The sequence below is a fragment of the Terrabacter sp. Root85 genome (assembly GCF_001429185.1).
Lineage (GTDB): Bacteria > Actinomycetota > Actinomycetes > Actinomycetales > Dermatophilaceae > Terrabacter.
The window spans coordinates 1,081,398-1,104,707 of the sequence record NZ_LMIW01000001.1 but is presented as its reverse complement, the minus strand read 5'-3'; the positions used below and the strand labels follow the sequence as shown (position 1 = coordinate 1,104,707).

Below are 23,310 nucleotides of genomic sequence, written 5' to 3'. Positions count from 1 at the left end.
CAACCAAGGGGACCGCATGACCCAGCAGGACCAGGGGGCCACGTCGTCGCGTCGCGGCGGCCGCTTCCGTATGCCGTCACGCAAGGGAGCGCCGGCCGGTGCCGGTGCGCCCGTGGCGGCGTCCGCCCCCACGGCGACCACGACCGGCGGTCGGGCGCGCGCCGTCCCGGGCACGACGAGCCGGGGGATCCGTCAGATCACCCAGCCGATCACGCGATCCATCGAGCAGGTCGCGGGTCGGACCGAGGGCGTGTGGCGCCCGGTCGCCGGCATCCTCCGGTGGATCTCACCGCTCGGCTGGACGATCCTCGCGCTCGGCCTCGTCTGCTGGTTCGTCGGGGCCCGCGGGGGCTGGACCGAGCTGCTCATGGTGGCCGCGGCGGCCCTGCTCCTCTTCGCGATCTGCTTCGTCCTCGCCCTCGGTCGCACCAAGGTGCGCATCCTCGCCGAGGTCGACCCGCGCCGCGTCGTCGTCGGCGACCCCGCGACCGGGCGCATCCTCGTCACCAACGAGGCCCGCACCCCCATGCTGCCGATCCTCGTCGAGCTGCCGGTGGGTCTGTCGGCGGCGCGATTCGTGCTCCCGGCCCTGACCCCGGGCAACGCCCACGAGGAGCTCTTCGTCGTGCCGACGTCGCGCCGCGGCGTCATCCAGGTCGGTCCCGCGACGACGGTCCAGGGTGACCCGCTCGGTCTCATGCGCCGCACCCTGACGTGGACCGAGCGCACCGAGCTCTTCGTCCACCCCCGCACCGTCGCGCTCGAGTCGCTCGGCGCCGGTCTGCTGCGCGACCTCGAGGGCAGCACCACCGAGGACGTGTCGATGAGCGACCTCGCCTTCCACGCGTTGCGCGAGTACCAGCCCGGCGACGACCGCCGATACATCCACTGGCGCAGCTCGGCCAAGGCCGGCAAGCTCCTCGTGCGCCAGTTCCTCGACACGCGCCGGTCGCACGTGACGATCATCGTCGACCCCGACCCGGAGCAGTACCGCTCGGGTCACGGCAAGACCGGCCGGAGCGACCGCGACGTCGAGCGGGACGTCATGGCGGCGAACGCGCCGACGGCGATCCAGGCCGACGTCGAGACGGCCATCTCGGTCGGCTCCTCGATCATGGTCCGCGTCATGCTCGACGAGCAGGACTGCACCATCGTCTGCGGGTCGCAGAAGGTCACGAAGTCGGTGCCGCAGGTCGGCCTCGACGCGATGTCCCGGGTCGAGCCCGGGCCCGTCGACCTCTTCACCACCTCGCTCGACGCCGCCGACCTCGCGCCCGACACGAGCACGTGCTTCATCGTCACCGGTCCGCACCGGCCGTTCATCGAGCTGCAGCGCGCGGCCGGGCAGTTCCCGCCCGAGGTGACGCGCGTCATCGTCGTCCTCGACCCGCAGGCCGACCACGGCATCCGTCGAGGCGGCGGCCTCGTCATCCTCACGCTCGCCGCGCTCGAGGACCTCCGCACACTTCTCGTCTCAGGGGTGGCCCGATGAGCTCTCCGACGTCCGCCGGGGCTGCCGGCTCGATCCCGGCCCCGCCGCCCTCCGCGCTGGTCACGCCGCCGACCGCGGGCGAGCGAGCGCGCGCCCAGCTGGCCCGCCTGCGGCCCAGCACCGCCCACCTCGTGGACGCCGGCTTCACCGTCGTGCTCGTCGGCCTGGCGCTCGTCGGATTCCGCACGACGTTCTTCGGCCTCGGCTGGCTCTGGGTCGGCCTGGCCGGTCTCGTCATCGGCCTGCTCGTCGCCCACGTGACCGCGACCTTCCGGGCACCCGGGGTGCTCACGCTGCTCGCGGTCGCGGCGGCATACCTCCTCCTCGGTGGTCCGCTCGCGGTCCGCGAGGACCTCATCGCCGGGTTCATCCCGTCGGGCGAGACGTTCGCGACCCTCGTGCACATGGCCGTGCCCGGCTGGAAGGAGCTGCTCACTGCGCTCCCGCCCGTCGACTCCGAGGGCCCCTACATGGCCCTGCCGTTCCTCTTCGCGCTCGTCGGTGGGTCGCTGACCTACGGCGTGGCGCGCCGGTGGACCGGCGCGGTGACGGCGCTCGTCGCACCGGTGGTGCTGCTCGTCGCGTCGATCGTGCTCGGCACGCTGACGCCGGCAGGCGTGCTGCTCCAGGGCGCCCTCTTCGCCCTCGTCGCCATCGGGTGGACGGCGTTGCGCAGCAACCGCAACCGACCCGCGCTGCAGAACGGCGCGGGCCGTGCGACGCGCGCGGTCACCACCGCGGCCCTGCTCGCCGTCGCGACCGTGGGTGGCTTCTTCGTCGGTCCGATGCTGCCGGGTGCCGATCCCGGTGACCGCACGGTGTTCCGCACGGGCCTCCAGCCGCCCTTCGACGTGACGCAGTACGCCTCCCCGCTCGCCGGCTTCCGCCAGTACACCGAGCCCAACGGCTCCGAGCTCTTCGACAAGACGCTGCTCACGGTCAAGGGACTGCCGGCCGGTGTCCCGGTGCGCATCGCGGCGCTCGACTCCTACGACGACTTCGTGTGGGGCGCCGGCAACATCGCCAACCTCGGCACGGGCGAGGACCCGGAGGGCACGAGCTTCCGCAAGGTCGGCAGCCACATCGCCGCGGAGGGGGCCGGTGACCCGGTCACCGCGACCGTCGGCGTGCCGGCCGGTGGCTACAGCGACGTGTGGCTGCCGACCTTCGGCACCGTCACGGGTCTCGACTTCGGTGGATCCCGGGGGGACCAGCTCGCCGACGACCTGCGCTTCAACGTCGACACCGACACCGGCGTCCTGCCCGAGAAGCTGCAGGCCGGCGACACGTACTCCGTCAGCGCCCTGGCGCAGAAGGTCGACGCGCAGCTGCCCAAGGACGTCGACGTGGCCGACGGCACCGTCGTCGACAGCCAGAACCTCACCTTCATCGACGACAAGATCTCGCCGTGGACCGAGCGCGTCGACGGCCAGTGGCAGAAGGTCGTCGCCGTGGCCAAGGCCATGCAGGACGGCGCCTACACCGACGGCGGCGCCCCCGGTGACTACCAGAACGTCTTCCTCCCCGGCCACAGCCTCCGGCGGATGACCCAGTTCATGAAGGCCACCCAGCTCGCCGGCAACGACGAGCAGTACGCGTCGGCGCTCGCCCTCGCGGCCAACCGCCTCGGCGTGCCGGCCCGCGTCGTGCTCGGCGCCGAGCCCGACGCGACCGGCGCGATCAAGGGCAAGGACGTCCATGCCTGGGTCGAGGTCGCCAAGACCGACGGCTCGTGGCAGCCGATCTACTGGAAGCAGTTCGTCCCAGACCGCAACAAGAAGCCGCAGCAGCTGATCCAGAAGTCCGAGGAGAAGAAGACCGGCGCCCAGGTGCCGCCGCCCGCGGCCAACAACCCACCGAGCGTCCTCCAGGGTCCCGACCAAGCGCAGAACGCGACGCAGCTGAAGAACCCGCCCAAGGACGACAAGAACCCGCTCGACCCCGACAACTGGCCCGACTGGCTGCGCTGGCTCATCTTCTTCGTCGCCGTGCCGCTGCTCGTCCTGCTCGTCGTCTACGGCGCGATCCGACTCGCCAAGTGGCTGCGGCGTCGCCGACGGCGCACGACCGGTGAGACGGCGAGCCGTGTCAGCGGCGGGTGGCGCGAGGTCGTCGATACGGCCCGCGACCTGCGGATGCCGCTGCCGGTCAAGGGAACTCGCCTCGAACAGGCGCGCGCCCTCGAGGAGCACGTCTTCGGGCCGCCGCCCGAGAAGCCGAGCCCGGTCGTCGACGGCGCCCTCATGGGCGCCCCGGTCCGCGTGACCTCCTCGGTCTCGGAGCCGGCCGACCCCGGGCGCACCGAGCCCCTCCGCCCCGGCGAGCCCTCGCAGACGGGGGCGACCCCGGACGGGGCCCCGGCGCCGAACTTGGCGCTCGTGCCGCTCGCGGCCGCCGCCAACGGCCACGTCTTCGACGTCGCCGAGCCGACGCCCGAGGAGGTCGAGGCCTTCTGGGCCGACGTCGAGACGGCGCGCAAGCGGATCCGCAGCGGGCAGGGCTTCTGGCAGAAGCTGCGGGGCGACGTGTCGCTGCGCACCTTCCGAGACCACCTGCCCACCGGGGCCGGACTCGGACCTGCCCTCGCGCGCACGTCCCGTCGCCAGGGTCGGCCCCAGCAGCCCACCCGTCGGGGCAAGTCAACCAAGGCCGGGATCGGCACGACCGCGCCGACCACCGGGGACGCAGGACGCCGGGGCGGCAGCCGTCGCGGAGCGGGCTCGACCTCGAACGCCTCGAACAGCACGAAGGGTGACGCGTGAAGCTGAAGTTCGTCCTCCGGTCGGGAGACCGTGAGACCGACCTCGTCGCGACGACGGACTCCGCGACCACGGTCGGGGACCTCGCCGCCTACCTCGCCGCGGCCGACCCGCACCGCTCGACCGTGCTCGGGGTCGACGCGCCGATGACGCTCGCCCTCGTCGACCAGGACATGCGCGGCCTCGACCCCCGCGCGACCGTCGCCGAGAGCGGCCTCCAGTCCGGCATGCGCGTCTCGACGACCCGCGCCGGTGAGGGCTTCGTCGACCGCGGCCGTCCCGCGGCCGTCGCCTACATCCGGTCGGGACCGGACGCGGGGCGCGAGTTCCCGCTCGCCCGCGGGACGGCATACATCGGCCGCGGACGCGGCAGCGAGGTGCAGCTGTCCGACGAGTCGGTCTCGCGCAAGCACGCCAAGCTCGTCATCCAGGAGGTCGTCGAGGTCGTCGACCTCGGCTCGGCCAACGGCATCACCGCCGGGGGGCAGCAGGTCACCCGCGCCCACCTCAAGAGCGGTGACGTCGTGCGCATCGGCGACACCGAGCTCGAGGTGCACCTCCAGGGCGACGGCGTCGTGACGCGACCCGGCAGCGGCGTGCTGTCGGGCGACGCCGGCACCGTGGCCTTCTCGCGCTCTCCGCGCGTGGCGCCGCTCTTCTCCGGCCAGGAGTTCCAGGTCCCGGACCTGCCCGAGCGCGGCAAGCCCAACCCGATGCCGCTCGTCGCGATGATCGTGCCGCTGCTCATGGGCATCGTCATGTACCTCATCACCCGCAGCGCCTTCTCGATCATCTTCATGCTGATGATGCCGATGATGATGGCGGGCACCTACTACGAGGCCCGCCGCCAGCAGAAGAAGGACTTCACGCAGGCGATGGAGGACTTCAAGGAGGACCTCGCCCTGCTCTCGCAGCGCATCCGCGGCTCCCTCGAGGTCGAGGGCCATACCCGTCGCGGCGAGCACCCGAGCGGCGTCGACTGCCTGACCGCGGTGCGCGACCGGAGCGCCCTGCTCTGGACCCGTCGTCGCGACGGCAACGGCTACGCCGAGCTCCGGCTCGGCCTCGGCACCCGTCCGTCCCGCTCGGCGATCAAGATGCCGGCCGTCGGCCGCTCCAAGGCCGAGGCCTGGCTCGAGGTCTCCGAGCAGCTGCACGGCCTCGAGGTCGTGCACGACGTGCCGATCGTCGCGAGCCCGCTCGCCGACGGGGCCATCGGCGTCGCCGGCCAGCGCGCCAACGCCCTCGGCGCAGCACGCTCGGTCGTGCTCCAGACCGCGGCGCTGCACTCGCCCGCCGAGCTCGCCATCTGCTCCTTCGCCTCGGGCAGCTCGGCCCGCGACTGGGACTTCCTCAAGTGGCTGCCGCACACGACGTCGCCGCACAGCCCGATCGGCACCGACCACCTCGCTGCCAGCGCCCCGGCCTGCTCGGCGCTCGCCGACGCCCTCGAGGACATCATCGAGGCCAAGGGCACTGCGAAAGAGCGCGAGCAGGCCAGCGCCGAGCGCCCGACCGTCCTCGTGCTCGTCGAGCGCGACGCGCCCATCGACCGCAGCCGCCTCGTCGCCATCGCTGAGCGCGGCCACCGCCAGGGCGTGCTCGTGCTCTGGGTCGCCGAGACCCAGCAGCTGCTCCCGGCGGCCTGCCACACCTTCCTCGTCGTCAGCGACGACCAGAGCTCGCTCGCCGGCTACGTCCACGCCGGCGAGGAGGTCCAGCCCGTCGCCGTCGACCGCATCGGCTACGACGAGGCGATGGCCTGCGCCCGCCAGCTCGCACCGGTCGTCGACGCCGGCGTCCCCGTCGACGACGCGAGCGACCTGCCGCGTGCCGTCTCGCTCCTCACCCTCGCCGGCACCGACCTCGCGAGCTCCGAGGAGGCCGTCATCGAGAAGTGGGGCGAGTCGCGCTCGATCCTCACCGGTCCCTACGCGCCCGCAGTGCTGCCCCGCAAGCCCGGCAACCTGCGTGCCATCGTCGGCCAGTCGAGCCAGGGCACCTTCTCCGTCGACATCCGCTCCGACGGCCCGCACGCCCTCGTCGGCGGCACGACCGGCGCCGGCAAGTCCGAGCTGCTCCAGGCCTGGATCCTCGGCATGGCCGCGGCCCACTCGCCGCAGCGCGTCACCTTCCTGCTCGTCGACTACAAGGGTGGCTCGGCCTTCCGCGACTGCGTCAAGCTGCCGCACACCGTCGGTCTCGTCACCGACCTCTCGCCGCACCTCGTCCGCCGCGCTCTCGCCTCCCTCGCGGCCGAGCTGCACTACCGCGAGCACCTGCTCGCCCGGCACAAGGCGAAGGACCTCCTCGAGCTCGAGCGTCGCGGAGAGGTGGACGCCCCGCCGTCGCTCATCCTCGTCGTCGACGAGTTCGCCGCGCTCGTCCAGGAGGTGCCGGAGTTCGTCGACGGCGTCGTCAACGTCGCGCAGCGCGGTCGTTCGCTCGGGCTGCACCTCATCCTCGCGACGCAGCGTCCCGCGGGTGTCATCAAGGACAACCTCCGCGCCAACACCAACCTCCGCATGGCGCTGCGGATGGCCGACGAGAACGACTCCGACGACGTGCTCGGGTCCAAGGAGGCCGCCTTCTTCGACCCAGCGCTGCCCGGCCGTGCCGTGTCCAAGACCGGCCCCGGCCGGCTCGTCCCCTTCCAGACGGGGTATGCCGGTGGGTGGACCTCCGACGTCCCGCCGCCCCCCGACATGAAGGTCGAGACGCTCACCTTCGGCCGAGGCGTCGAGTGGGAGCCGCCGCGCGTCGAGGGCGCCGACGACGCCGCGGACCTCGGGCCCACCGACATCCAGCGTCTCGTCAGCACGCTCGGTCGGGCCGCCCGCGTGGCCGAGCTGCCCAAGCCTCGCAAGCCGTGGCTGCCGGACATGCGCTCGGTCTACGACCTCGCGACCCTCCCGACGCAGCGCCGCGACGACGAGCTCGTCTTCGGCGTCGCCGACGACCCCGACAACCAGGCCCAGCCCGAGATCGCGTTCCGCCCCGACAAGGAGGGCAACATCGCGATCTACGGCACGTCGGGCTCCGGCAAGTCCGTCTTCCTCCGCTCGATGGCCGTCGCGGCCGGCTACACGGTGCGCGGCGGTCCCTGCCACGTCTACGGACTCGACTTCGGCAACCGTGGTCTCGCGATGCTCGAGGCCCTGCCGCACGTCGGCTCGATCATCCCCGGCGGCGACCACGAGCGCGTCATCCGCCTCCTCCGCACGCTCCGGTCCACGATCGACGAGCGCGCCTCGCGCTACTCGGCCGTCAGTGCCGCGACGATCACCGACTACCGCCGCCTCGCCGGCCGCCCCGACGAGCCGCGCGTCATCGTCCTCATCGACAACATGACGGCGTTCCGCCAGGCCTACGAGGTCGGCGGCCGCTTCCAGTGGCTCGACCTGCTCGCCGGCCTCGCCGCGGACGGCCGACCGGTCGGGGTCCACTTCATCATCGCGTCCGACCAGCGCACCGGCCTGCCGACGAACCTCGCCGCGGCCGTGCAGGGCCGGATCATCCTGCGCATGAGCAACGTCGACGACTACTCCGTCTTCGGCGTGCCGGGTGACGTCCTGACGATGGCGTCACCCCCGGGGCGCGGGCTCATGTCCGGGTCCGAGGTGCAGGTCGCGGTGCTCGGCGGCTCGTCCGACGTCACCGTGCAGGCCGCCGCGATCGAGGCCTTCGCCGACGCGACCCGCAAGGCCGGCGTCAGCCAGGCCCCGCCGATCGAGAGCCTCGCCGAGGTCATCCCCCTCGGCGACCTCCCGTCGGAGTTCGGCGGGCGTCCCGTCGTCGGGGTCGCGTCCTCGACGCTCGAGCCGATCGGCTTCGACCCGAAGGGCACGTTCATCATCACCGGCCCGTCCGGGTCGGGACGCACGACCGCCGTCGCGACGACCGCCGCCGGCCTCTTCCGGTTCAGCTCCGGCTCGGCGCTCTACCTCATGACCCCGCGCCGCACCTCGGAGCTGCTCGACCTCGGCATCTGGGCCGAGACCGCCGTCGGCGGCGAGGCCACGTCGGCGCTCGCGAGCCGGCTCGCTGCCGAGATCGAGGAGGGGCGCGTCACGAGGCCGATCGCCGTCTTCGTCGAACGCATCGACGACCTCGCGCCGTCGGGCGCCGAGAACGCCCTGACGACCCTCGCCAAGGCCTGCGTCGACAACGACCAGCTCGTCGTCGCCGAGGGTGAGGCAGCGTTCTTCAGCAGCAACTTCGGCCTCCAGGCCCTGCTCAAGACGTCGCGCTCCGGCCTCGCCCTGCACCCCGACGGCAACGAGGGGCTCTCCGTCTTCAAGGCCAACCTCCCCGCCCTCAACCGGGCAGAGCTCCCCCCGGGCCGCGGTTTCATCATCGAGAAGGGCAAGTTCGAGCTGCTCCAGGTAGCCCGCCCGTGACCCTTCCCCCCGCAACACACCGAGTAGGTCACGACACACCGGGATCGGATGCCGGTGAGTTGCGACCTTCACGGTGTGTTGCGGGGGAGACGCTTTGGGGCACAGGCGAACTCGCGCCACGACACGGCATACGCCATCGGTGCCCGACAGGGTCACGAATCATGGGGAGTGCTCCCCATCGACACCCCCCGAGGGCTGACATAGGTTTCTGCATGTCGACGAATGCCGCCCATCGGGACGAACTGCCCGAAGGGCCCAGCGGACGTCGAGGAGTTGGCACAGCGCGGGCCTGCACGGTTGGTCCGGAAGAGAACTTCCCGAATCAGTCGGGGGAACACAGGCAAAGGAGAAGGTCATGGCTTGGCTCGGAATGAACGACGATGAGGTCAACGCTCAGGGCAACGTCCTGCAGCAGCAGGCGGAGGCCATCCAGAAGCTCATCACGAAGGTCGACCAGGAGGTCGAGTCCCTGAAGCAGAACTGGCAGGGTGACGACTCCAAGCAGTTCGAGCAGGAGTGGACCGGCACGCACCGTCCCGAGCTCCAGAAGGCCCAGAAGCTGCTCACCGAGATGAAGTCGACGATCGACCACGAGGTCCAGCAGCAGCGCAGCACCTCGTCGCAGTACTGATCCACCTCATCTCACCACGACCTACACACGCTTCACTCCTGAAGGGGAACTGACATGGCTGTTTACAAGAAGGGTATGAACGCCGACGCGGTGTCCGCGTCCGGTGACAAGCTCGTCGGCTACAAGGGCGAGCTCGACGGCATCGTCGAGGCCGTCAACGGCGCCGTCTCCACGATCAAGGGCAACTGGGGCGGCACCGACGCCGACCGCTTCCAGAGCGACTGGCACGGCCAGCGCCAGGTCGTCTCGGCCGCCGGCGACAAGCTCGACGCCATGGGCAAGAAGTGCAAGACCAACGCCGAGTCGCAGAAGCAGACGTCGTCGAAGTGAGCCCGGCTGCCGCGTGAGCACGGCTCCGCAGCACCCGACGCGAAGGGTGGTCGCTCCCGGACAGGGGAGGAGCGGCCACCCTTTCGCATGCCCGGGCCACGCGTGCCCCCTGGGACGTATCAATTCGCTTGACAGCCGCGTCTGCCCGGTGTGAGACCTAGACTGAGCACCCAGAGGAGGGGCGACGCATGGGCGAACCTGGTGAACTCACCGAGCTGGTCGCCCGCGCCTCGCAGGGAGACGCCGCCGCGTGGAACACCGTCGTCGAGCGCTTCTCGTCACTGCTGTGGGGCGTCGCGCGCGGCCACCGGCTCCGACAGGAGGACGCCGCCGACGTCGTGCAGAACACGTGGCTCAAGCTCCTCGACCACCTCGACACCATCGCGCAGCCCGAAGCCCTGGCGGGCTGGCTCTCGACGACGGCTCGCTACGAGTGCCTCGCCGTCCTGCGCAAGAGGGGCCGCGAGCACCTCGTGCGCGACGACGACCTCGCGACGCGTGTCGTCGACGACCAGGTGCTGGCGCTCGACGCCGCACTGCTCGACGACGAGCGCGACGGCGAGCTCTGGACGTGTTTCTGCCACCTGCCCGAGCGCTGTCAGGTGCTCCTCCGGGCCCTCATGGCGAGCGACCGCCCGAACTACCGTTCCATCTCGGACGCGCTCGGGATGTCGGTCGGCTCGATCGGGCCGACCCGGATGCGGTGCCTCGACAAGCTGCGCGACCTCATCGGCGCCTCCGGCTACATCTTCGACCCGAGGGGGAGGCCCTGATGTCTGACCAGGAGCTGCACCCGGACGACCTCGAGCTCCTCGACCGTCTGGGACGGATCGCGGCGGTCGTCGACCCCGTGCCCGATGCCGTCGTCGAGCTCGGCCGGGCCGCCTTCGAGCTGCGCCATGTCGACACGGCGCTCATGCGCCTGATGACCGGGACGCTGGACGAGGCAGCCGTGCGCGACGCAAACGGGTCGGGCATGGCCTCCCACCTCATCGTCTTCGAGCACGAGGGCGTGTCCATCGAGCTGGAGATGAGTCGTCGTGGTGACTTCTCGAACGTCGTCGGCGTGGTCATGCGGGCAGAGCGGCCGTATGCCGCAGGCTCCCAGGTGCTGCTCGAGACGTCCGCGTCGCTGACCCGCCTCGACCTCGACGACGGCCAGTTCACCTTCGAGCGGGTGCCGCTCGGCCTGGCTCGCATCGTGCTGGAGCACGACGGCGCGCGGGTCATGTCGACGCCATGGTTCGACGCCCGCTGACCCGCACGGCACAGGCCCTCAGCCACCCCACACGGTGAACGATGCGGCCGTGGCCGCGAGGAGCGGGTCCTCGGCTCCGGCGGCCCGGGCGTCACGAAGGCCGTCGGCGAGCGACCCGCCCGCGGCCACGGTTGCGTGGACGGTCGACATGACCCTCACCGTGGCGGCGTCGTTGACCGGGTTGACGCTCGCGACGACCGACCGCGTGCCCATGGCGAGCAGGCTCGACACGAGACCGAGCGCCTCGTCGGCGCCGATCGGGTGGACGCCCCCGGAGTCGCACGCAGACAGCACGACCGAGCGTGGGGGTCGTCTCAGCCGGTCGAGGTCGTGGACCATGAGGGGCCCGTCGGCGAGCAGGAGCGACGAGAACAGCGGCGCATCCGCCCGGAAGTCGCCATGGGCCGCGAGGTGGGCCAGTCGGGCTCCCTCCAGCACACCGAGGGTGGCCTCGACCGTCGCGGCGTCGCCGCCGAGCACCACGGCGTCCCCGTGGAGGCGACGCAGGTCGGCGACCTCGCGCTGCTCGGAGCTGAGGCCCGGGCCCGTGACGAGGGCGACGTGCCCGTGCGATGACCGAGGCGGAGCGTCCTCGCGCGACCGAGCCCACAGGGCGATCGAGGGCGAGACGGTGAGGGCCGCGTCCCGCAGCGCCGGCATCAGCGCGAAGGGCACGGTCAGCAGCGAGGCGGCCGGGACGACGAGCACTGACGGACGGCACCAGGCCGGATCGGGCGTCCCGAGCAGGGCGTCCTGGAGCCGTTGCCCGGCAGCCGACACGTCGACGACGCGCCCGTAGGCGGCCCGGCGCAGGGCGAAGCGGGCGTACGTCGCCTCGCGCTCGACCGACGCGGCGTCGCCGAGGCGTCGCAGCCGAGCCCGTCCGTCGGCCACGGTGACCGCGACGAGCGACCCGCGCACGATCGCGACGTAGAGCAGCGTCGTCTCACCTAGACGGTCGGTGAGACGGTCGAGGTCGCGGCCGACGTGGTCGGTGCCTCCGGCGCGCAGCCGGCGGTAGCGGCTGCGCACCGCCGACTCCAGGCGCGCGCGCTCACGCACCAGGTGGTGCTCCTCCCCGCCGAGGGTGAGGCGGCGCGTCACGTCACGCAGCGCCGAGACCTGGCTCGCCAGCTCCGGGTCGTCGGGCGGGCGCACGGCCGGCCCGGTGAGGGCGGTCGCGCGCCAACGGTCGGTCCACCAGAGCACGGCCCGGGCGTCACCGGCCGCCTCCGCGTCCGCGACGGCGATCGAGACCAGGTCGAGCCCGTAACCGCTCGCGAGGGCGCGCAGCTCGAGGTCGCCGATGAGCGACCGGTGCTCGTCGACGGCGTCCAGCCCCCGCCGGCAGGAGTGCCGGAGCGCGCGCCGGTCGCCGGCCTGCTCGGCGAGGAGCGCCTGGGCGAGCCAGGCCGCGGCACGGGGCAGGGGCGCGCCGTAGCTGCGCCGGTCGGAGGCGTCTCGGAGGGACTGAGACCGCAGGCGCTCGTGGCCGGTGTCGCCGGCGACCTGCGCCAGCAGCAGGAGGGCCTCCGGCAGGGACGGGTCGTCGAGTCGGCGCAGCGCCCGTACGAGCGTCCGTGTCCGGTGCAGCAGCTCGGGCAAGGACGGACGGGGCAGGGCGCTGACCCCCTCGGTGGACCGGCGAGCCTCCTGCTCGGCGGCATACGCCGCCTCGAGCCCGAGCAGCGTCGACCGGGCCGCCCACCGGTGGCGACGGTGAGCGCGGAAGGTCAGCTCGGCCTCACGGGCGCGCGTGGCCGCGGCCTCCCACCGGCCCTGCAGGAGCGCGGCGCGCGCCGACGCGAGGAGCAGGTCGGCCCGCCACACCGGCGCCAGGTCGGGGCGCGCCAGCGCGGCCTCCAGCAGGCCCTCCGCCTCGGCGGCCAACCGGGCCGTGAGCAGTGCCTCGGCATGGTCGACGAGCTGCTCGACCGAGTCGACCCCGGCCGTCCGGTAGCGCTCCTCCGCCTGGTCCATCAGCGTCAGGGCCACGACGACGTCGCCGCGCTGGAGGGCGACGAGGGCCCGGTTGCGTGCCGAGAGCGTCGCCTCCAGGACGGCCCCCATCTCGAGGTGGACGGCCTCGGCGGCGGCGTAGTCCGCGCTCGACCCGTCGGCGTCACCGAGCGCTCGGCGGGCATCGCCACGCGACCCGAGCGCCCTTCCCTCCCAGAGACGGTCGTGTGCCCGCCGGCTCAGCTCCACGGCCCGCGTGAGGTCTTGCACGGCCTCGTCGTAGCGACCGAGCAGCCAGAAGGTGCACCCGCGCAGGTGGAGCACCCGGTGCCGGGTGGGGCCGGTGCTGAGCCGCAGCGCGCGTTCCAGCTGCAGCAGTCCCTGGGCGGTGCGCCCGGCGAAGACGAGGGTCGTGCCGAGCGTCGCCCGCACCTCCGCCTCGCGGTCGGGCCCCGCGCGACGGGCGTACGCCACGGCCCGTCTCGCCTGGGCGAGGGCGGCCTCCGTGCGCCCGCGGTCACGCTCGACGATGGCGAGGGCGTGGTGTGCGAGCGAACGCTCGTGGGGCCCGGCCGGTCCGGCCAGCAGCTCCAGAGCCGTTGTGGTGGCGAGGCCGGGCTGGGATATTGCGAGAGGGAGCAGGTCGTCCGCGACAGGGCTCGGGGGACGTGTATCAGCCGCGGCGGCCGCCTCGTCTGCTGCATGTCTGGCGTTCATGTCGGACCTGTTTCATGTCCCCGCCCCGGAGGTAACTCATGACTACCAGTGATGATGGCAGCAACTCGAACGTGGGCGGGCGCGATGACGTCCTGCGCGCGATCCAGTGGTGGGATCCCTGGGACGACGGGGTGGTCACCGACCGGTCCGACGTCCAGGTGCGCCGCATCGTCAAGGCGTTCCGACGAGCAGGACGCGACCTCGGGGTCGAGCGCGACGCGCACGGCGTGGCCCGCTACCTCTACCGGCCCGGCGTCGTCCTCGTCCGCGACGAGGACGTGCCGAGGGTCGTGACGCACCTCGGCCTCGACCTCCCGGTCGACAAGGCCGGGGACGAGACGCCGCAGCAGACCGTCGGCCTGCACGCCCTCGTCCTGCCCGCTCGTGCGCACGTGCCCTCGGTCGTGGCCGAGCTCGACGACGCTCTCGGGGTGGGGGTGGCGACCCCGGACCACCTCATCCACGTGACGCCAGTGACGTGGTGCATGGCCAAGGAGCCCCAGCCCCGGTCCGTCGACTCCTTCGACGAGTCCGTCGTCCCGGACAACATGGACGGCCGCAGCGGACGGGTCGTCGTCGTCGACACCGGCACACTGCGCGACGTCATCGCCGCCCACTCGTGGCTCGAGGGTGTGACGGGCCCGCCCGAGCCCCCGACGGTCGGCCACTACACCGGACACGGCACGTTCATCGCGGGCGTCGTGCGGACGTACGCGCCCGCGGCCGAGGTCCGCGTCGAGGCCGTGCTCTCGGTCGGGGGCGCGGCTTTCGAGACGGACGTCGTCAGGGGCCTCGTCCGGGCCCTCCGGCACGCGCCGGACGTCATCAACCTGTCGGGCGGCACGCGGACCCGGCGCAACCTGCCCCTGCTGTCCTTCGAGGTCTTCTGGGAGCGACGGTTGCGTCACCTCAAGGGGACCGTGCTCGTGGCGGCCGCGGGCAACGACGGCGACCGCGGCCCGTTCTGGCCGGCTGCCTTCCCGTGGGCCGTGTCGGTCGGGGCGCTCGCCGACGAGGAGGGCAGCGCCCGCGCGGGCTTCTCGAACCACGGCAGCTGGGTCGACGTGTACGCGTTGGGCACCGACGTCGTGAACGCCTTCCCCGAGGGGACCTACGTCTACCGCGAGCCCCCGCTCGTCGGCCGCAAGGAGGACTTCCCGGACGGGCTCGCCGCCTGGAGCGGCACGTCGTTCGCGGCCCCCATGGTCGCCGGGCTCACGGTGTCGCGGATGACGTGGAGCGGCGAGAGCGCCCGCGGCGCGGTCGACGCGCTGCTGGACGTCGCCCGCGGTCAGGCCGGGGTCGGCGTCGGCGCCCGCCTGCTCGGCAGTGGCGACGCCAGCCCGACCGCCTGACCCGGGTGCTGACGTCACCCGTGTCGTGACAGGACAATCGGTACGTCGACGGTGGCCGACCCCGCACGGGCCGGCCACCGTCCGTCCCGCCGCTCAGGCCGGGGCGGTCGTGAAGCGCAGGTAGGGCTTGACCTCGTCGACGGCGTCGGCACCGAAACGCTCGCGGGCGTCGGCGGTCGACACGGTCGGGGCCACGATGACCTTCTGGCCCTCGCGCCAGTCGGCCGGCGTGGAGAACGGGCCGCTGTCGGTGAGCTGGAGCGCGTCGACGGCGCGGAGGATCTCGTCGAAGTTGCGGCCGACGCTCTTGGGGTAGGTCAGCGACAGGCGGACCTTGTTGGCCGGGTCGATGATGAAGACGGAGCGCACGCCCGAGGTGTCGCCCTCGCCGGGGTGGATCATGTCGTAGAGCTCGGAGACCTGGCGGGAGTCGTCGGCGATGATCGGGTAGCCGACGGTCGCACCGCTGACCTCCTCGATGTCGCCCTTCCACTCCTCGTGCTGCTCGATCGGGTCGACCGAGACGGCGAGCACCTTGACGCCGCGCTTGTTCCACTCGTCGTCGAGGGCGGCGACGCGGCCGAGCTCTGTGGTGCAGACCGGCGTGAAGTCGGCCGGGTGGCTGAAGAGGACGGCCCAGCTGGCGTCCTTCCAGTCGTGGAAGCGGATCGGGCCCTCGGTCGTCGTGGCCTCGAAGTCGGGGGCGATCTCGCCCAGTCGCGGTGTTGCCATTGGCTCGTCCTCTCGCGGTCGGGCGCACGGCGCGCCCCGGTCTGCATGCCATTCTGACCACAGAACCATGCATCACGTTATGGGTGTCCAAATGTTGTGACGCGCATCCAGTGGACTCCCAGCCGACTCACCGAGACTGCGCGTGGAATCTGTCGCCACCCATAGGAGCCCCCGACGTGAGCGCCCTGCTCGACACCATCACCACCCAGGTCCTCCACGCACCGGTGTGGCTCGTGCTCCTCGTCGTCGGTGGGATCGTCTTCGTCGAGGACGCGCTCTTCGTCGGCTTCGTCGTGCCCGGTGAGACCGTCGCCATCCTCGGTGGCGTGGCCGCCTCGCTCGGGCACGTGCCGCTCGCCGCGGTCCTCGTCGTCGTCGTCGTGGCCGCGATCGTCGGCGACACCGTCGGTTTCGAGGTCGGCCGTCATCTCGGTGGCCGGGTCGTGGCCCTGCGCGCCTTCGACCGGCACCGCGGGCGCATCGACCAGGCGCAGGGCTTCCTCGGCCGCCGCGGCGGCGCCGCCGTCTTCCTCGGCCGCTGGACCGCGTTCCTGCGCGCCGTCATGCCGGCCCTGGCCGGGATGTCGAAGATGCACTACCCGACCTTCCTCGTCTGGAACGCCGCCGGCGGCATCGCCTGGGGGAGCGCCGTCGTCACGGCCGGCTACCTCGCGGGCCGCTCGTACACCCGGGTCGAGACGTGGCTCGGGCGCGGCGCCGCCGTCGCCGTGGGTGTCGTCGTCGTGGTGGCCCTCGTCGTCTGGCAGGTGCGCCGCCACCGTGCCGAGGGCGCCGAGGGCGCCGAGGGCACCGAGGGCGCCGAGGGTGCAGAGGGCGCCGAGGGTGCGGGGGTTGCCGAAGGTGCCGACGCGGAGGGCGGCGGGAACCCCTCGCGTATGCCGTCAGCGGGCTGAGCGCGCACGTCGGGGTCGCTCCTCGGCCTTCGTCTCCACCGCGACCCGAGCGCTGCGCCCTGGTCACCGGCTCCGACTGAGTCGACATACTCGTCCGCAGCGGCCGGATCGGTGCTGTGCTGGAGCATGACAACCTCCACGCACCTCGGTTCACGCAGGCGTGCACCGTCCGCTCAGGCCATGGCCATCGCGATGGGGCACGTCGTCGTCGCCACGGCGGCACTGGGCACGGGGATCGTCCTCGTCGTGGCTGGCACGCGGTCCGGTGCCGAGCTGGAGACGCTCTACACCCCCATCGGCGTGGCGGTCTGCGGCGTCGCTCTGGTCTTCGGTGCGGTCGCGGTCAACGTCGTTCGCTCCACGCCCCACCACCCGCACCGAGCCGCCGGCCTCTCGCGCGCGCTCGGCCTCCTCGAGGTGCTCGCCGGGCTGGTGTGCGCCGTCAGTGCCGCCGTCGCCGTCGCCTCGTACCCGCAGTTCACGCCCTGGCGGTCACCGGCGCTGCTGCCGGCCCTGGTGCTCGTGGCCCTGGGAGTCACGGCAGTCATCCAGTCCAGCCGCGTCCGGCGCCAGGAGTGACCCTCGAGGAGCGACAGCCATGAGGCCCCTCCCGGCTGGGAGGGGCCTCATGGCATACGGGCTCGGGACTGACCGGTTGGGTCAGCGCTCCTCGGTGCCTGCGATGAAGGCCTCGAGCTTGGCGCGACCGAGGTCGTCCGGACGCTGCTCCGGCGGGGACTTCATGAGGTAGGACGAGGCGGACAGCAGGGCGCCGCCGATGCCACGGTCCTTGGCGATCTTCGCCGCACGGATGGCGTCGATGATGATGCCGGCCGAGTTGGGGGAGTCCCACACCTCGAGCTTGTACTCGAGGTTCAGCGGCACGTCGCCGAAGGCGCGACCCTCGAGGCGGACGTAGGCCCACTTGCGGTCGTCGAGCCACGCGACGTAGTCGGACGGGCCGATGTGGACGTTCTTGCTGTCGACGAGACCCGAGAGCGGACCGGTGAGGTTGCTCGTGACGGCCTGGGTCTTGGAGACCTTCTTGGACTCGAGGCGCTCGCGCTCGAGCATGTTCTTGAAGTCCATGTTGCCGCCGACGTTGAGCTGGTACGTCCGGTCGAGCACGACGCCGCGGTCCTCGAAGAGCTTGGCCATGACGCGGTGCGTGATGGTCGCGCCGACCTGGCTCTTGATGTCGTCACCGATGATCGGCACGCCGGCGGCCTCGAACTTCGCGGCCCACTCGGGGTCGGAGGCGATGAAGACCGGGAGCGCGTTGACGAAGGCGACCTTCGCGTCGATGGCGCACTGGGCGTAGAACTTGTCGGCCTGCTCGGAGCCCACCGGGAGGTAGGAGACGAGGACGTCGACCTTGCGGTCCTTGAGGATCTGCACGACGTCGACCGGCTCGGCGCCGGACTCGTCGATCGTCTGGCGGTAGTACTTGCCGAGACCGTCGAGCGTGTGGCCGCGCTGGACCTCGACACCCGTGGTGGGGACGTCGGCGATCTTGATGGTGTTGTTCTCCGAGGCGTTGATGGCCTCGGAGAGGTCCTTGCCGACCTTCTTGTCGTCGACGTCGAAGGCGGCGACGAACTCGACGTCAGAGACGTGGTACTCGCCGAACTTGACGTGCATGAGGCCGGGGACGCCGGTGGTGGCGTCAGCGTCCTTGTAGTACTCGACGCCCTGCACGAGCGAGCTCGCGCAGTTGCCGACGCCGACGATGGCGACGCGTACGGATCCCATGGATCACTCCTTGTTGTTGGTGGTCGTGCTCTGGGGGGTGGTGATGTCTGTGGTGGCCAGGCCGGGTTCGTCGTAGGCCGCCGGGCCCGGGTCGAGGGCCGCGCGGCGTTCGGCGACGATGAGCTCCTCGAGCCAGCGCACCTCGCGCTCGGCGCGCTCCTCGCCGTGCTGCTGGAGGGCCAGGGTGTAGCTGTCCATCCGCTCGCGGCGGGCCTGGGAGGCGTCGCGGATGTTGGCGAGCCGCTCCTCGAGCCGGGAGCGCCGGCCCTCGAGGATGCGCAGGCGCACCTGCGCCTCGGTGCGCGAGAAGAAGGCGAAGCGGACGTCGAAGTCGTCGTCGTCCCAGGCGTCGGGGCCGCTGGCCGCGACGAGGTCCTGGAAGTGCTCCTTGCCGTCGGCGGTCAGCTCGTAGGTGATCCGGGGCCGCTTGCTGCTGGCCGAGGCCGCCTCGGTCGTCTCGTGGATCCAGCCCGAGTCGACGAGGTGGCGCAGCGCCGGGTAGAGCGAGCCGTAGGACAGCGCCCGGAAGATGCCGAGCGCGGTGGTGAGGCGCTTGCGCAGCTCGTAGCCGTGCAGCGGGCCGTCGTGGAGCAGGCCGAGGACCGCGAACTCGAGCAGCGCAGCGCGGCGGCTCTGAGGACGTTCGGACTTCGGCACGTGACTACGGTACACCCAGATATATCGCTGCGATACATCACGCCGACGCATCGCGTGACACGTTCCTCGACGCCGGGTCAACCAACAGGACCGAACCCAGGTTTCGGCGTCTGTTCGACGTCCTGGTGGTTCGTGCCTGTTGGTTGACCCGGGCCTGCGGTCGCGCTCAGCGGCTGGGCGACGCGACGCGTGGGCGGCTCAGGGCTCTGGGGTGTAGATGGCGATGAAGCCCGTGCCGTGCGGCGGCGCCGACCCCTCGGCGACGACGAGCTGCAGCGGCCGACCGTCGCCGGACGGCTGGGGTGCGGTCTGCGAGCCGCCTTCCATCCACTGCGTCTGCTCCCCGACCAGGCCCTCGAGCTGGAAATAGGCTGGCTCGCGGCGAGGGGAGCCGGTGACGACCGTGCCGGACGTGACGAGGAACGGCCCGCTCTGCGGGGCTGCCGTCTCCAGTGGCGTACCGGCGACGTCTATCGGACCGGCGATCGAAGCCGTGAGGCGGTAGCGGTAGCCCTCACGCTCGATGACGTCGGGGAGCGCCGCGACCGGCGTGCCGGACAGGTCCCTGATCAGGGCCCGTGCGCCCTGCGCGTAGATGGCGCCGGTCAGCTGGGCGCCGTCGACCGAGGCCGGCTTGCGCGTCTTCGCGTCGACGAGCTGGATGCGGACCGAGGCGGTGCGCCCGACCGTCAGCTCCGTCCAGCCCTGGCCCGGCTCGCCGGGGACGGTTCCCCCGGCCGGGAAGTCGCGCTCCGCGGGCCGGCCGGCCGCGCACGAGCTGCCGAAGAAGCCGGCGGTCCCCCCGAAGCTGACCGTGACCATGTACGTCGCGGCCTCGGCGTCGGTCAGGCCGGGCAGGTAGCACTCGGCGCCGATGGAGACGTGGGTCGTCGTGGGCTCCCAGACGAGCGAGAACTGACCCTGGCCGCGGTCACCGATGAAACCGGCGACGAGGGTGTCGTCGCCGACCCGGGCTCGGTAGCGCAGGCCGTCCTTGACGACGTCGCCGGGCGCGTCGGGGACGGACCGGAACGGCATGCCGTCGGCCCCGATCATCGGAGCAGCGCTCGACGGCGGCCCGGCCGGGACCGTCGGCGCGGGACGGCCGAGCGAGGTCACGACCCCGACGGCGAGGGCGGCGACGGCGAGCGTCGCGACCGAGCCTGCGGCGACGGCGCGACGGCGCTTCGTCGTGCGCACCCGGCCGGCGACGCCGGCCGTGAAGTCAGGGGCGGTGCCGAGGTCGTCGGCGTGGGTGGTCAGCTCGTCGCGCAGGTCGGTGAGGTTCATCGGACACGCTCCTCGTCGGAGGTCGGGCTCAGGGTGGGGTCGATGCGGAGCTTGGCCAGCGCGCGGCTCGCCTGGCTCTTCACGGTGCCGACGGAGCACTGCAGGATCTCGGCGGTCTCGATCTCGGACAGGTCCTCGTAGAAGCGGAGCACGACGACGGCCCGCTGGCGCCTCGGTAGCCGAGCGAGCGCCCGCCAGAGGTCGGTGCGGTCGTCCACGCGTACGGCCTCGGTGCGGTGCCCGGCAGCCGTGGCGCGCTCGGGCAGCTCGGCCGTGGCCTGCTCGCCGTTCCAGCGCCGCCGCCACCAGCTCGAGTACGTGTTGACCATGACCCGGCGGACGTACGCGTCGGGCTGGCCGTCGATGCGACCCCAGGCGAACCACGCCTTGGCGAGCGAGGTCTGCACGAGGTCCTCGGCGAGTGCGCGGTCGTGCGTGAGCAGGTATGCCGTCCGCAGCAGTCGGGTCGAGCGCGTCGCCACGAAGTCGTCGAAGGACCCTCGGTCCACGGCTCGTCCCCCTGTCAGCGGCCCGGCGGAGAGGCTGCTCGCCCCGGCGTCGGTGCCTGTCACTGTCGTCACATCCTGCAGGAGCGGCTGACCCCGGAGAAAGGTTGCACGCCGCCCCCGGGTATGTGAAAACAGTCTGTGGGGTGCTTGTGCCGCTCGTGTGAGCCGCCTCCGTCGTTTCGTCGTCACGGCGCCGGTCAGGTCATACTGAGTGGCGGCCCGGGACGGTTTCTCGGGCCTGATCAGTGAATGGAGCAGGTTGTGACGCAGAGCAGGCGCGACATCCGCGCTGCCCAGCTGGCGGCCGACAAGGGCCGGCCCCAGCGCGCAGGGAATGGCAACGGCAACGGCCGGTCCGCAGGGACCGCCGGCTTCGCCGACGGTGAGGGCGAGGGCCGCACCGGCTGGAAGAAGTGGGCCATCGGCACGCTCAAGTGGGGCTCGATCGCCGCCGCGGTGCTGCTCGTGCTCGGCGTCGTCGGCGTCGTCATCGCCTACAACCAGACCGCCATCCCGCAGCCCAACGAGCTGGCCAACAAGCAGGTCTCGATCGTCTACTACAGCGACGGCAAGACCGAGCTCGACCGCATCGCCGTCCAGGACGGCAACCGCGAGTCGGTCAAGCTCAAGCAGGTGCCCAAGTTCGTCCAGGACGCCCACATCGCCGCCGAGGACCGCACGTTCTACCAGAACAACGGCATCTCGGTCGGCGGCATCCTGCGCGCCGTCAAGACGAGCGTCACCGGTGAGACCCAGGTCGGTGGCTCCACGATCACCCAGCAGTACGTCAAGAACTACTTCCTCACCCAGGACCGCACGATCTCCCGCAAGGCCAAGGAGATCCTCATCGCGGTCAAGATCGACGGCCAGCTCTCCAAGGCCGAGATCCTCGAGAAGTACCTCAACACCATCTACTACGGCCGCGGTGCCTACGGCATCCAGAGCGCGGCCAAGGCGTACTTCGGCAAGGACGTCTCCAAGCTCAGCGTCGGCGAGGGCGCCGTGCTCGCGTCGGTCATCAACGCGCCCTCCCTCTACGACCCGGCCAACGGTGACACGGCCGAGGCCAACCTCACCAAGCGCTACGCGTACGTCCTCGACGGGATGGTGCAGGAGGGCTGGCTCAGCGCGGCCGAGCGGGCCAAGTACACCGAGCTGCCGAAGATCCAGGCCTACAAGGGCAACAAGTTCTCGTCGGGCCCCAACGGCTTCATCACCGCCCAGGTCAAGCGCGAGCTCGTCTCGACCGGCCTCTCGGAGCAGGACATCGACAACGGCGGCCTGCGCATCGTCACGACGATCGACAAGAAGGCCCAGACCGCGGCGATCGCGGCGATGCAGGACAACCTGCCCAAGAAGGTGCAGGGCGGCCTCGTCGCGGTCCGGCCCGGCGACGGTGCCGTGGTCGCGATGTACGGCGGCGCCGACTACGCCAAGTCGCAGTTCAACACCTCGACCCAGGCGATCATGCAGGGCGCCTCGAACTTCAAGCCGTTCGCCGTCCTCGCGGCGGTCCGCGACGGCGTGTCCACGAAGACGAAGTTCGACGGCGACCAGCCCCAGGAGATCGACGGCACGAAGATCACGAACTTCGGCGACCGCTCCTACGGCATGGTCGACATGCGCCGGATGATCGGTCGCTCGATCAACACGGCCTTCGTCAACCTCAACAGCACGATCACGCCGGCCCTGACCCGGCAGGCGGCGATCGACGCCGGCATCCCCGCGCGGACGCCGGGTCTCGACGAGACCCTCACCAACGTCCTCGGCACGGCCTCGCCGCACGTCATCGACATGGCCACGGCCTACTCGACGATCGCCTCGCAGGGAGTGCGGGCCAAGCCGTACTTCGTCAAGAAGGTCACCTCGACGACCGGTGACTTCACCTACGACGCCAAGCCGCAGACGAAGCGCGCCTTCGACAAGGACGTGACCGCCGACGTCACCGACGCCATGACCTACACCGTCAAGGACGGCGGCACCGCGACGAAGCTCCAGCGCCTGAACCGCCCGGTCGCGGGCAAGACGGGCACCTCCTCAGAGGCGAAGTCGATCTGGTTCTCCGGGTTCATCCCGCAGCTCGCGGTGTCCATCGGCATGTACAAGCCCGACGCGAACGGGAACCCGCAGACGCTGACGAGCTCCGAGGACACCAACCTCACGGGTGGCACGATCCCGGCCGACGTCTTCTACGACTTCATGAAGGTCGTGACGGACAACATGGAGGTCCAGGACTTCCCGAACCGCGCTGGTGTCGGCGACGACAAGATCCCGACCCCGACGACGACGTTCACGCCGCCGCCGCAGACGACGACCCAGGCGCCCGCGACGACGACGACACAGGCGCCGACCACCACGACGGCACCGCCGACGACGACGCAGCAGCCGACGAAGACGATCGGCACCGGGAAGCCCCAGCCGACGACGACGCAGCCGACGATCACGATTCCCCTGCCCGGGGGAGGAGGGCCGTCGCCCACCTCGACCAAACCCGGCAACGCCCCATGACGCGCGCGCGGGCCGGGGACCGTGACGGGGTGACGGGGTGACCGTCC

The 23,310-nt window shown here is 71.7% G+C and carries 17 protein-coding genes; 11 read left to right on the top strand and 6 right to left on the bottom strand.

Features of this window, described 5'->3' with window-relative positions; all coding sequences use genetic code 11:
* Positions 1-16: 16 nt before the first annotated feature.
* The 7 genes from ASE25_RS05245 (at position 17) to ASE25_RS05215 (ending at position 10,870) form a co-directional block, all read left to right on the top strand.
* Positions 17-1,492 carry a DUF58 domain-containing protein gene (locus tag ASE25_RS05245; protein ID WP_056823317.1) on the top strand — a complete coding sequence of 492 codons (1,476 nt, stop codon included), beginning with the start codon at positions 17-19 and terminating at the stop codon, positions 1,490-1,492.
* Positions 1,489-4,254: a transglutaminase domain-containing protein gene (locus tag ASE25_RS05240; RefSeq protein WP_056823314.1), complete on the top strand. Its 2,766-nt coding sequence runs from the start codon at positions 1,489-1,491 to the stop codon at positions 4,252-4,254. Before ASE25_RS05245 ends, ASE25_RS05240 begins: the two co-directional genes overlap by 4 nt.
* Positions 4,251-8,651 carry an FtsK/SpoIIIE domain-containing protein gene (locus ASE25_RS05235; protein WP_056823310.1) on the top strand — a complete coding sequence of 1,467 codons (4,401 nt, stop codon included), beginning with the start codon at positions 4,251-4,253 and terminating at the stop codon, positions 8,649-8,651. The genes ASE25_RS05240 and ASE25_RS05235 overlap by 4 nt, the downstream gene beginning before the upstream one ends.
* Positions 8,652-9,006: 355 nt before the next feature.
* The gene (locus ASE25_RS05230) at positions 9,007-9,282 is read left to right on the top strand and encodes a WXG100 family type VII secretion target (protein ID WP_081633740.1); all 276 of its coding nucleotides are present in this window, start codon (positions 9,007-9,009) and stop codon (positions 9,280-9,282) included.
* 54 nt (positions 9,283-9,336) lie between these two features.
* A complete protein-coding gene (locus ASE25_RS05225) occupies positions 9,337-9,612 on the top strand; it encodes a WXG100 family type VII secretion target (protein ID WP_156022898.1) in 276 nt (91 codons plus the stop codon).
* Positions 9,613-9,800: 188 nt separating this feature from the next.
* Entirely contained in the window at positions 9,801-10,385 is a 585-nt protein-coding gene (locus ASE25_RS05220) for an RNA polymerase sigma factor (protein WP_056823307.1), read from the top strand.
* On the top strand, positions 10,385-10,870 hold the full coding sequence (locus ASE25_RS05215) for a hypothetical protein (RefSeq protein WP_056823304.1): 486 nt from the start codon (positions 10,385-10,387) through the stop codon (positions 10,868-10,870). The genes ASE25_RS05220 and ASE25_RS05215 overlap by 1 nt, the downstream gene beginning before the upstream one ends.
* Before the next feature lie 18 nt (positions 10,871-10,888).
* Here the strand turns inward: ASE25_RS05215 and ASE25_RS05210 are convergent, their stop codons facing one another.
* Positions 10,889-13,546 carry a CHAT domain-containing protein gene (locus ASE25_RS05210; protein WP_157623322.1) on the bottom strand — a complete coding sequence of 886 codons (2,658 nt, stop codon included), beginning with the start codon at positions 13,544-13,546 and terminating at the stop codon, positions 10,889-10,891.
* A 38-nt stretch (positions 13,547-13,584) separates the two neighbouring features.
* Between ASE25_RS05210 and ASE25_RS05205 the strand changes: the two genes are divergently transcribed.
* Positions 13,585-14,901 carry a S8/S53 family peptidase gene (locus tag ASE25_RS05205; RefSeq protein WP_082622692.1) on the top strand — a complete coding sequence of 439 codons (1,317 nt, stop codon included), beginning with the start codon at positions 13,585-13,587 and terminating at the stop codon, positions 14,899-14,901.
* 93 nt (positions 14,902-14,994) lie between these two features.
* On the opposite strand, the gene ASE25_RS05200 is transcribed toward ASE25_RS05205, so the two are convergent.
* A complete protein-coding gene (locus ASE25_RS05200; RefSeq protein ID WP_056779644.1) occupies positions 14,995-15,633 on the bottom strand; it encodes a peroxiredoxin in 639 nt (212 codons plus the stop codon).
* Between the two features lie 176 nt (positions 15,634-15,809).
* On the opposite strand from ASE25_RS05200, the gene ASE25_RS05195 reads away from it, so the two are divergent.
* On the top strand, positions 15,810-16,547 hold the full coding sequence (locus ASE25_RS05195) for a DedA family protein (protein WP_056823297.1): 738 nt from the start codon (positions 15,810-15,812) through the stop codon (positions 16,545-16,547).
* 180 nt (positions 16,548-16,727) lie between these two features.
* Positions 16,728-17,126, top strand: coding sequence for a hypothetical protein (locus ASE25_RS05190; RefSeq protein ID WP_056823294.1), 399 nt, complete (start codon positions 16,728-16,730; stop codon positions 17,124-17,126).
* Between the two features lie 81 nt (positions 17,127-17,207).
* Here the strand turns inward: ASE25_RS05190 and ASE25_RS05185 are convergent, their stop codons facing one another.
* The 4 genes from ASE25_RS05185 to ASE25_RS05170 all read right to left on the bottom strand — a co-directional run bounded on the left by ASE25_RS05185 (position 17,208) and on the right by ASE25_RS05170 (position 20,755).
* Positions 17,208-18,299 carry an inositol-3-phosphate synthase gene (locus ASE25_RS05185; protein WP_056779634.1) on the bottom strand — a complete coding sequence of 364 codons (1,092 nt, stop codon included), beginning with the start codon at positions 18,297-18,299 and terminating at the stop codon, positions 17,208-17,210.
* Positions 18,300-18,302: 3 nt separating this feature from the next.
* Positions 18,303-18,956 carry a PadR family transcriptional regulator gene (locus ASE25_RS05180; RefSeq protein WP_056823291.1) on the bottom strand — a complete coding sequence of 218 codons (654 nt, stop codon included), beginning with the start codon at positions 18,954-18,956 and terminating at the stop codon, positions 18,303-18,305.
* A 198-nt stretch (positions 18,957-19,154) separates the two neighbouring features.
* Positions 19,155-20,246: a hypothetical protein gene (locus ASE25_RS05175; protein ID WP_056823289.1), complete on the bottom strand. Its 1,092-nt coding sequence runs from the start codon at positions 20,244-20,246 to the stop codon at positions 19,155-19,157.
* Positions 20,243-20,755 (bottom strand): SigE family RNA polymerase sigma factor, encoded by a 513-nt coding sequence (locus tag ASE25_RS05170; protein ID WP_056823286.1) that lies wholly within the window; start codon positions 20,753-20,755, stop codon positions 20,243-20,245. The genes ASE25_RS05175 and ASE25_RS05170 overlap by 4 nt, the downstream gene beginning before the upstream one ends.
* Before the next feature lie 261 nt (positions 20,756-21,016).
* On the opposite strand from ASE25_RS05170, the gene ASE25_RS05165 reads away from it, so the two are divergent.
* Entirely contained in the window at positions 21,017-23,263 is a 2,247-nt protein-coding gene (locus ASE25_RS05165; RefSeq protein ID WP_056823284.1) for a transglycosylase domain-containing protein, read from the top strand.
* Positions 23,264-23,310: the final 47 nt, after the last annotated feature.

Excerpts from the sequence above, each read along its gene's own strand:
- ASE25_RS05245 (WP_056823317.1), top strand. The coding sequence starts at position 17 with ATGACCCAGCAGGACCAGGGGGCCACGTCGTCGCGTCGCGGCGGCCGC.
- ASE25_RS05240 (WP_056823314.1), top strand. The coding sequence starts at position 1,489 with ATGAGCTCTCCGACGTCCGCCGGGGCTGCCGGCTCGATCCCGGCCCCG.
- ASE25_RS05230 (WP_081633740.1), top strand. The coding sequence starts at position 9,007 with ATGGCTTGGCTCGGAATGAACGACGATGAGGTCAACGCTCAGGGCAAC.
- ASE25_RS05225 (WP_156022898.1), top strand. The coding sequence starts at position 9,337 with ATGGCTGTTTACAAGAAGGGTATGAACGCCGACGCGGTGTCCGCGTCC.
- ASE25_RS05220 (WP_056823307.1), top strand. The coding sequence starts at position 9,801 with ATGGGCGAACCTGGTGAACTCACCGAGCTGGTCGCCCGCGCCTCGCAG.
- ASE25_RS05215 (WP_056823304.1), top strand. The coding sequence starts at position 10,385 with ATGTCTGACCAGGAGCTGCACCCGGACGACCTCGAGCTCCTCGACCGT.
- ASE25_RS05210 (WP_157623322.1), bottom strand. The coding sequence starts at position 13,546 with ATGAACGCCAGACATGCAGCAGACGAGGCGGCCGCCGCGGCTGATACA.
- ASE25_RS05205 (WP_082622692.1), top strand. The coding sequence starts at position 13,585 with ATGACTACCAGTGATGATGGCAGCAACTCGAACGTGGGCGGGCGCGAT.
- ASE25_RS05200 (WP_056779644.1), bottom strand. The coding sequence starts at position 15,633 with ATGGCAACACCGCGACTGGGCGAGATCGCCCCCGACTTCGAGGCCACG.
- ASE25_RS05190 (WP_056823294.1), top strand. The coding sequence starts at position 16,728 with ATGGCCATCGCGATGGGGCACGTCGTCGTCGCCACGGCGGCACTGGGC.
- ASE25_RS05185 (WP_056779634.1), bottom strand. The coding sequence starts at position 18,299 with ATGGGATCCGTACGCGTCGCCATCGTCGGCGTCGGCAACTGCGCGAGC.
- ASE25_RS05175 (WP_056823289.1), bottom strand. The coding sequence starts at position 20,246 with ATGAACCTCACCGACCTGCGCGACGAGCTGACCACCCACGCCGACGAC.